The organism is Ruminococcus sp. RTP21198st1_G1_RTP21198_201120, assembly GCF_040924265.1.
Taxonomy (GTDB): domain Bacteria; phylum Bacillota; class Clostridia; order Oscillospirales; family Ruminococcaceae; genus Hominimerdicola; species Hominimerdicola aceti.
Map to the genome: position 1 here is coordinate 20,077 of NZ_JBCOMH010000026.1, position 8,309 is coordinate 28,385.

Here is an 8,309-nt window from a genome sequence, read left to right on the forward strand (position 1 = left end):
CTTATTTCAAACTTTTTTTTACGGAGGTTTTTTCTATATGAATGACATTAAGTCAGGGGAGAAGAAACGACTGTATTTATATGATAATCTGAAATTTCTGCTTATAGTGCTTGTGGTCTTGGGGCATTTGATAGACGACAGCACTGTCAAGCTTTTTGGTGACGGCGGCGGTGAAACAGGTGTACCGCAGGCAAAGGTTTTTAGCGGCGCATTTGTGTTTCTGTATGCTTTTCATATGCCGTTGTTTTTATTCATATCAGGATTGTTCAACAGGGGGCATGATGACGGCAGGAAAGTGCTTGGAAAGACGCTTGGATTTGTTGTTATCGGAATGTTAATGAAATGCCTGAATTATTGGTCGCAGGTGAGATTTCAGACGGATTTTGACAAGGAAAACAGTGATGGCGAGATTTTCTTTGACCTTTTAGGCGGCGACGGTGTATATTGGTATATGTTCGCAATGGCGGCATTTATGGGGCTTTGCTATCTGTTAAGAAACAGCAGACCTTGGGCGGTGCTTACGGCGGCTATGGTGACGGCACTTTCGGCAGGGTATGACCCTAGCGTGGGCGATGAATATGAGCTATCCAGGATAGTGGTGTTTTTCCCGTTTTACTACTGCGGATATGTGCTTGACCCTGAAAAGGTGGCTGATTTTGTAAAGAAGTGGTATGTAAGGGCGCTGTCCTTGGGAGTGATAGGCATTTGGACTTATTTCTGCTTTGGAAAAACAAAGCTTGTTTATCCGCTGAGAATGCTTCTTACGGGAAGAAACTCTTATTTTTCCATATCTGAAGCAACGGACATGGATTGCACTTTTTTGAGCAGGCTTCTTGTTATGGGTATCTCGGCACTGCTTTGTTTGGCGGTGCTTGGTATTGGGCTTGATGTGAAGATTCCACTGATAACAAAGTGCGGCTCCAGGACTTTGCAGGTGTACTTCTGGCACAGAACTATAGTTTATATGCTCACATACTATGGTTATCAGGCGTATCTTGCAAAGGCTTTTCCTGAACGTTGGGAGCTTTATCTGGCACTTACAGCGATACCTATTGTATTGGTGCTTTGCATAAAAATATTTGGTGTGCCTCTGGATATGGTGCTTAAAGGAATAAGGGGCAGGAATGATATCATAAAGGAGAACGGAAATGGAAAATAACTTTTTTAAGAGCGTTATTGACGCAGACGATGCACCTGTGGTTATTTGCGACCTTGAGAATACGATAGTATATATGAACCCGACAGCGGTCAAAAGATATGAAAAGCGAGGAGGAGCGGCTCTTGTGGGCAGGTCCATAAAGGGCTGTCACAACGGGGATTCTAATGACAAGATAGAGCAGGTCATTGCATGGTTCAAAAAGGACAAGGGCAACAACAAGGTGTATACTTTCCGCAACGAAAAGGAAAATAAGGACGTTTACATGATAGCTCTCAGAGATGAAGAGGGAGAGCTTATTGGATATTATGAAAAGCATGAGTACAGAAATATTGAAACTATGAAGCTGTATGATATGGAATAGGCTGAAAAAAATAATTTATAAGGAGAATTTATGTTTACATTATTAAAACAAGAGGGTGCTGCACGCAGGGGGCAGTTTGAAACTGTTCATGGAACTATACAGACACCTGTTTTTATGAACGTGGGAACTTCGGCGGCGATAAAGGGCGGAGTTTCTTCCATTGATCTGAAAAACGAGCTTAAAACTCAGGTGGAGCTTTGCAATACCTATCATTTGCACGTCAGACCGGGCGATGACGTTATATACAAAATGGGCGGACTTCACAAGTTCATGAACTGGGACAAGCCTATTCTTACAGACAGTGGTGGATTTCAGGTATTTTCTTTGGCCAAGCTGCGTAAAATCAAAGAGGAGGGCGTGTACTTCAACTCTCATGTTGACGGTCGCAGAATTTTTATGGGTCCTGAGGAGAGTATGCAGATACAATCGCACCTTGCGTCTACTATCGCAATGGCGTTTGACGAATGTGTAGAGAACCCTGCTGAGCACAGCTATTCAAAGGCAAGCTGTGATAGAACGGTAAGGTGGCTTGAGAGATGTGTCGCTGAGCAGAAAAGGCTCAACGGACTTGAGGAGACTATAAACAAGCATCAGATGCTGTTCGGTATCAATCAGGGCTGTACTTATGAGGATCTGCGTATCGAGCATATGAAGCGCATAAGAGAAATGGAATACTGTTCGGGCTTTGCTATTGGCGGTCTTGCGGTGGGTGAGCCTACTGAGGTGATGTATAACATTATCGAAAAGGTCGAGCCTTTTATGCCAAAGGATAAGCCGAGATATCTTATGGGCGTTGGCACACCGACAAACATAATCGAGGCTGTTTACAGAGGCGTGGACTTCTTTGATTGCGTAATGCCAAGCAGAAATGCACGTCATGGAACGCTGTTCACATGGAACGGCATTATGCACATCACTAATAAAAGGTATGAAACTGACCCCAGACCTATTGACGAGCATTGCGATTGCCCTGCTTGCCGTAATCACAGCAGGGCGTACATTCGTCATCTGTTCAAGTCTGAGGAGCAGTTGGGCGGCAGGCTGGCAGTTATGCACAATCTGTATTTCTACAACACGCTCACGGAGAAGATAAGAGAGGCTCTTGACGAGGGCAGATTTGAGCAGTTCAGAAATCAATACAGCTCGCTTCTTGCTTCAAAGTGTGAGGATTAAAAAAATATAACGGTATGACGCTGTTTTCGGAAAATGCAAAGATGTTATTTTGTATTTTCCGAGATGGCGTTTTTTTGTTGAGTGGGGGCTATTTTATTTGATGAAAGCATGGGTTTGTTGCTTTGATGGGCGAACGCTGTTCGCCCCTACAGAAAAGGTGTGGTAGCAGGTGTAAAAAGTGTGGGTGCAGATAAAAATATAAGGGAAGTCAAGATTGAATGTAAAGCTGTTTTTATACATTATACAGGGGGATTATATGAGTATTTTTGAGCTTTTTCTTACTGCGTGTGGACTTTCTATGGACGCTTTTGCGGTATCGGTGACTAATGGGCTTTGCGTCAGAAAGGGGAGAGTCAGGGGAGCATTGATGTGCGGTATCATATTCGGGCTTTTTCAGGGGATAATGCCTGCGATCGGCTATGCGCTGGGCATGAATTTTGCGGAGTACATAGAGAGGTTCGACCACTGGATAGCTTTGATACTGCTTGGGTTCATAGGGTTGAACATGATATGCGGTTCGGGGGACGATGAGATCCAGACAGGGGGCAGGCTCACTTTCGGGGCTGTGCTTGTGCAGGGATTTGCCACCTCTGTGGACGCACTGGCTGTGGGCATAAGCTTTGCGGCACTTGGTGTGGGCATAGTCAGGTCGGCAGCGTTTATATGTGTTGTTACGGCGGCCTTATCGTTCTGTGGGGTTATGCTTGGTAACAAATTCAGCGGAAAACTCAAAAGCAAGGCAAGGATAGTTGGGGGAGTTATTTTAATATGTATAGGGCTTAAAATATTCGCTGAACAGACTATATTTGTTTAAAACAATTTGCTTATTCACGTAAATATGTATCACATAGATATCTTTGTGAATTTTAATTTAACAATTACAGGTGTGTATGTTCATAAACAAGCCACAATATCAGTGTATAATAAATCTCGTGATTTTTAGACAAGTGTATAAATTTGCGATTGATGTACAAACTTGTGATAAGTGTACAAAGTTATGATATGTGTATAAACTTGTGATAAGTGTAAAAATTAGTGCATGGTGACCGACAAGTTTATGGAAAGTCGGAGGGAGGAAAGGCTTTTTGTATAGCTGGTTTTATGAAAAAGCTATTTATTTTTGATCTGGACGGAACGCTTGTAAATTCTATTTATGATCTTGGGGACGCCATGAACGCGGTACTTGAGAGATATGGGTTTCCTGTGTTTGATTATGATACCTACAAGCATTTAGTGGGAAATGGTACTTTGAAGCTTGTTGAGCGGGCTTTGCCTGAGAAGCTGAGAAGCGAGGAGAACATCAAAAAGTATCATGCTGAGTTCTCTGAGGAATACAACAAGAGATGTGTGAACAAGACCAAGCCTTATGAGCATATCTGCGAGGTGCTTGACACGCTTCGCAGTGAGGGCATTATGACGGCGGTGGCTTCAAACAAGCCTGATGGCTTTGTGAACTACATTGTAAAGAATATTTTCGGTGAGAAAGATTTTGACCTGATCGAGGGCAAAAAGGACGGTGTTCCGACAAAGCCTGCGCCTGAGATAATATACAATATTCTTGGCACGCTTGGGGTCAAGGCTGAGGAAGCTGTGCTTATCGGAGATTCTGATGTGGACGTTATAACGGCAAAAAATGCGGGTCTTGACTGCATTGGCTGTGAATGGGGCTTCAGGGGCAGAGAAGAACTTGAAAATGCAGGTGCGAAGTATATTGCGGAAGTTCCGCAGGACATAGTGAGCATTTGTCATGAGATAAACAGGATATAATTAAAACGGAGGATTTCATATATGAGTTTTGTAATGGCTGATTTTTACAAGAGGTTTGTTGACGAGGAGCTTGACAGCGAGGGCAGACTTAAAAGCTTTAAGCTTGACCTGCCTGAGAACTTCAACTTCTCATATGACGTTATAGACGAGCTGGCTAAGAACGTGCCTGATAAGGTGGCTATGCAGTGGGTCAACGAGGAGGGTGAGGAGCATATCTTCACTTACAAGGATCTTTCTGAAAAGAGCAGTCAGGTGGCTAACATGATGCTGGCACACGGAGTTAAGAAGGGCGATTTTGTTATGGCTGTTCTTAAGCGTCATTATGAGTTCTGGTTCCTTGCTTACGGTCTTATGAAGATAGGCGCTATCCTTGTGCCTGCAACTTGTCAGCTCAAGAAAAAAGACTATGTTTACCGCTTTGACGCTGCTTCTATCTCTTATATCGTGGCAACTGCGGAGGACGATGTTCCTAATCAGGTGGACAGAGCTCTTGAACAGTACAGCGGCATGAAGGAGAAGTTTATCACTCATGGTGCTAAAGAGGGTTGGATAGATTTTCTCAGCGAAATGGACAAGTATCCAAAGACTTTTGAGAGGATCGAAACACACGTTACTGAGTCAATGCTAATGTATTTCAGCTCCGGTACTACCGGTTATCCTAAAATGGTACTGCACAAGTATTCACTGGCTGCGGCACACATTATCACTGCTAAGCACTGGCATCACCTTGACGAGAACTCACTGCACCTTACTGTTTCTGAGACAGGCTGGGCAAAGTGTGCATGGGGCAAGATGTTTGGTCAGTTTATCTGCGGTGCAACAACTTTTGTATATGACTTCGACAGATTTATTCCTGCAAACGTGCTGAAAGTAATTCAGGATTACAAGCTGACTTCTTTCTGCGCACCTCCGACAATGTACAGATTTTTCATCAAGGAGGGCCTTGAGAACTATGACCTTTCTTCACTGAAATATAGCTGTATCGCCGGTGAGGCTCTTAACCCTGAGGTATTCAACAAGTGGTATGAGTACACAGGTCTTAAGCTTATGGAGGGCTTCGGTCAGACAGAGGGCGCTGTGCTTGTGGGCAATCTTTACGGTATGGAGCCAAAGCCGGGCTCGATGGGTAAGCCTACACCGCTTTACAATATCGGTATCGTTGACAACGAGGGCAAGCCTGTTAAGGTAGGCGAGACAGGCGAGATCGTTGTTTACGCTAAGAGGGGCGAAAACCCTGCGCTGTTCAAGGAGTATTACAGAAACCCTGAGGCAACGGACAACGCTTGGAGATTTGGTATGTACCATACAGGCGACACTGCTTACATGGACGATGACGGCTACTACTGGTATGTTGGAAGAACGGACGACCTTATCAAGGCTTCTGGCTATCGTATAGGACCTTTCGAGATAGAGAGTATCCTTATGGAACACCCTTCTGTACTTGAGTGCGCTATCACGGCGGCTGACGACGCTATCAGAGGCAAGGTAGTTAAGGCTACTATCGTGCTTGCAAAGGGCTACACTGCTTCTCCTGAGCTTGCTAAGGAGCTTCAGAACTATGTTAAGCAATCAACTGCTCCTTACAAGTATCCTAGAATAGTTGAGTTCGTGGACGAGCTGCCTAAGACTATCAGCGGTAAGATACGCCGTGTTGAGATAAGAGAGAATGACAGCAAGAAGAATAAGTAATGCTGAGATTTAGATAAATCAATTTCCGCATTTCGGTGATATGATAAATAAAAGCACAATGCTCTTTGTGAGCGTTGTGCTTTTTGTGTATTGCTTCGACGGGCGAACAGTGTTCGCCCCTACGGAATATTTTATTTTTTTTGGTAGATGTTGGTTTGTCAATGATGTGTTACACATTTTTTTATTTATTATATTTAAATTCGTATACTTCACCAAAATTAATATAGTCATTATATACACTTTGTGGAGTTTTCCAATCTAAAGAACGAGTTGGAATATTATTATACTGATAGTTCCAACGTTTAAGCTGTCGCTTGAAGTCCTCAAAATCATAGAATTTGTGTGTTGCGTAAAAGTATTCGTTATCCTTGCGGTGAGAGCGTTCAACCTTGCCATTATGACGTGGCGTCATAGGCTTTATAAGCTTATGTATACAGTTATGTTGTTCACACCAAAGGTCAAGCAACGAGGGCTTATCCTTATTTGTGGTAAAGCGATTTGTAAACTCAGAGCCGTTGTCGGTCTGTATGCACTCTATTTTGAATTTCCAAGCGTTTTGCAAGGCATCAACAAATTGATATGTACTATATGTGCTTTGCTCTTTAAACGCCATTAGAAAGCGTTTACGGCTGTACTCGTCTATTGCGGTGTACTGATAGTATTTTTCAATACCGATAATGCAAGAAGTCGGAACAACTTTAACATCAATTTGAACACGCTGACCGCAATAAAACATTGTTTCGTATTTCTTTGGCTTTATCTTCGGATTTGGTAGCTTTACAGTAATAGCGTTAAGCTTTCTGAGCTGTCTGTAAAGGCTTGTGATAGAACGCTTGTAGCCTGCTTGTACAAGCTTAACATAGAGCATTACAAGCCCTGTGTGCTTGTTTCTGCGGTGATAACTCTTAATGAGTTTTATTTCACTTTCTGTATGAGCAGTAGGAAAAGAGTTAGGGCGGTGAGAACGATTAAGCAGGCTCTTTGTAGTGCCGTTATAGCGGTTTTTCCAACGATAGACATATTGTCTATTTGTATTGTACTTGATAGCGGTTTTTGTAACTCCGTACTTAAGAGCATATTTCACAAGGCTTTCACGATACTTTGCAAGCTGATTAGAAGTTTTCATTTTCAATCGTCCTTTCATCATAACCACAGGTAAAGAGGGGGAATCTTGAACGGCGTTCCCCTCTTGTGAATCATTGAAATCATTGAAATGTTGAAAACTTGAAAGCTGTTGTTTCCAACATTCCAACAATTCCAACAATCCGCAATTCACCCCCAGCCGTTCGCATGATAGATTTCACATAGATAATATCTATATAATCGGTGTAAGAGGTAAACTTTCATAGTCAAACATTTCAAAAGATGCAGTTTCATCATCAAAATCTCCAACAGCAATATATTCACCATTTTCACCAGTAATATGATGTTCATCACAATATCTTCTGCACTCTCCAATAGTTTCGCCGAAGAATATTTCATTACCATACTCATCAACAACTAATGCAACTTCTCTCATTTTTATTTACCTCGTTTCTCTATTTGTTTTATCAATGCCATTATAACACGTATATACGTATATTACAATAGGCAAATTACACGAATATACGTATAATAATTTGTACAAAATATACGTATTGACGTATTAGTGAAAGTGTGATATACTTAGGCAAAGGAGTGATTTCAATGTCAAAAGTAAAATTCACAACAACGATTGACCAAGACATTCTTGAAAAAGCGAAGATACAAGCAATCAAGGAGAAAACAAGTGTAGCAAAAATCATTGAAAAATTGCTAACAGAATACTTAAGCAACATAAGTGAGGGGTAAAAAATGAGTGAGATAATCAATTCAAGTGAGGCATTGGTAACAATGCTGTTAGGCTTTGCAATAGTAAGCATAATAATCAACCTAGTGCTATTTATAGCCATAGTATGCACAGCGATAAACACGAGCAAAACTAACAAGGAGTTGCAGGAGATAAAGCAAATACTTATTGATGAAAAATACAACAATATTCAATAGCATAGAACACCGCTGAGAGCCTAAAGGTGTAGGTTTGTCAATCATATTGGACACTATTATTAAGAAATTCGATAGGCGAAAACCATTTGAGGGGACGCATAGGACGGTTGTTTGTTCGACTTAAACGTGCAGCTA

10 protein-coding genes are annotated in these 8,309 nt (G+C 42.1%); 8 read left to right on the forward strand and 2 right to left on the reverse strand.

What is annotated here, in order from left to right:
• Positions 1-37 precede the first annotated feature (37 nt).
• From AB5627_RS13470 to AB5627_RS13495, 6 genes are all read left to right on the forward strand, one after another.
• Positions 38-1,159 carry an acyltransferase family protein gene (locus AB5627_RS13470; RefSeq protein WP_022286923.1) on the forward strand — a complete coding sequence of 374 codons (1,122 nt, stop codon included), beginning with the start codon at positions 38-40 and terminating at the stop codon, positions 1,157-1,159.
• Entirely contained in the window at positions 1,149-1,520 is a 372-nt protein-coding gene (locus AB5627_RS13475) for a PAS domain-containing protein (RefSeq protein WP_022286922.1), read from the forward strand. Before AB5627_RS13470 ends, AB5627_RS13475 begins: the two co-directional genes overlap by 11 nt.
• Positions 1,521-1,550: 30 nt before the next feature.
• Positions 1,551-2,693 (forward strand): tRNA guanosine(34) transglycosylase Tgt, encoded by a 1,143-nt coding sequence (tgt, locus tag AB5627_RS13480; RefSeq protein ID WP_022286921.1) that lies wholly within the window; start codon positions 1,551-1,553, stop codon positions 2,691-2,693.
• Positions 2,694-2,949: 256 nt separating this feature from the next.
• Positions 2,950-3,507 (forward strand): manganese efflux pump MntP family protein, encoded by a 558-nt coding sequence (locus tag AB5627_RS13485; protein ID WP_022286920.1) that lies wholly within the window; start codon positions 2,950-2,952, stop codon positions 3,505-3,507.
• Between the two features lie 287 nt (positions 3,508-3,794).
• A complete protein-coding gene (locus AB5627_RS13490; protein ID WP_265290976.1) occupies positions 3,795-4,460 on the forward strand; it encodes an HAD family hydrolase in 666 nt (221 codons plus the stop codon).
• Between the two features lie 21 nt (positions 4,461-4,481).
• On the forward strand, positions 4,482-6,149 hold the full coding sequence (locus tag AB5627_RS13495) for an AMP-binding protein (protein WP_022286918.1): 1,668 nt from the start codon (positions 4,482-4,484) through the stop codon (positions 6,147-6,149).
• Positions 6,150-6,330: 181 nt separating this feature from the next.
• Here the strand turns inward: AB5627_RS13495 and AB5627_RS13500 are convergent, their stop codons facing one another.
• Positions 6,331-7,275, reverse strand: a complete 945-nt coding sequence (locus AB5627_RS13500; protein WP_265290975.1) for a DDE-type integrase/transposase/recombinase — start codon at positions 7,273-7,275, stop codon at positions 6,331-6,333.
• 189 nt (positions 7,276-7,464) lie between these two features.
• Positions 7,465-7,668: a hypothetical protein gene (locus tag AB5627_RS13505; protein ID WP_022286934.1), complete on the reverse strand. Its 204-nt coding sequence runs from the start codon at positions 7,666-7,668 to the stop codon at positions 7,465-7,467.
• 167 nt (positions 7,669-7,835) lie between these two features.
• Here AB5627_RS13505 and AB5627_RS13510 point away from each other — a divergent pair, with 167 nt between their 5' ends.
• On the forward strand, positions 7,836-7,979 hold the full coding sequence (locus AB5627_RS13510; RefSeq protein WP_195517919.1) for a DUF6364 family protein: 144 nt from the start codon (positions 7,836-7,838) through the stop codon (positions 7,977-7,979).
• A gap of 3 nt (positions 7,980-7,982) precedes the next feature.
• Positions 7,983-8,174 (forward strand): hypothetical protein, encoded by a 192-nt coding sequence (locus AB5627_RS13515; RefSeq protein ID WP_265290974.1) that lies wholly within the window; start codon positions 7,983-7,985, stop codon positions 8,172-8,174.
• Positions 8,175-8,309 lie beyond the last annotated feature (135 nt).

Excerpts from the sequence above, each read along its gene's own strand:
- AB5627_RS13515 (WP_265290974.1), top strand. The coding sequence starts at position 7,983 with ATGAGTGAGATAATCAATTCAAGTGAGGCATTGGTAACAATGCTGTTA.
- AB5627_RS13510 (WP_195517919.1), top strand. The coding sequence starts at position 7,836 with ATGTCAAAAGTAAAATTCACAACAACGATTGACCAAGACATTCTTGAA.
- tgt (WP_022286921.1), top strand. The coding sequence starts at position 1,551 with ATGTTTACATTATTAAAACAAGAGGGTGCTGCACGCAGGGGGCAGTTT.
- AB5627_RS13485 (WP_022286920.1), top strand. The coding sequence starts at position 2,950 with ATGAGTATTTTTGAGCTTTTTCTTACTGCGTGTGGACTTTCTATGGAC.
- AB5627_RS13495 (WP_022286918.1), top strand. The coding sequence starts at position 4,482 with ATGAGTTTTGTAATGGCTGATTTTTACAAGAGGTTTGTTGACGAGGAG.
- AB5627_RS13470 (WP_022286923.1), top strand. The coding sequence starts at position 38 with ATGAATGACATTAAGTCAGGGGAGAAGAAACGACTGTATTTATATGAT.
- AB5627_RS13475 (WP_022286922.1), top strand. The coding sequence starts at position 1,149 with ATGGAAAATAACTTTTTTAAGAGCGTTATTGACGCAGACGATGCACCT.
- AB5627_RS13500 (WP_265290975.1), bottom strand. The coding sequence starts at position 7,275 with ATGAAAACTTCTAATCAGCTTGCAAAGTATCGTGAAAGCCTTGTGAAA.
- AB5627_RS13505 (WP_022286934.1), bottom strand. The coding sequence starts at position 7,668 with ATGAGAGAAGTTGCATTAGTTGTTGATGAGTATGGTAATGAAATATTC.
- AB5627_RS13490 (WP_265290976.1), top strand. The coding sequence starts at position 3,795 with ATGAAAAAGCTATTTATTTTTGATCTGGACGGAACGCTTGTAAATTCT.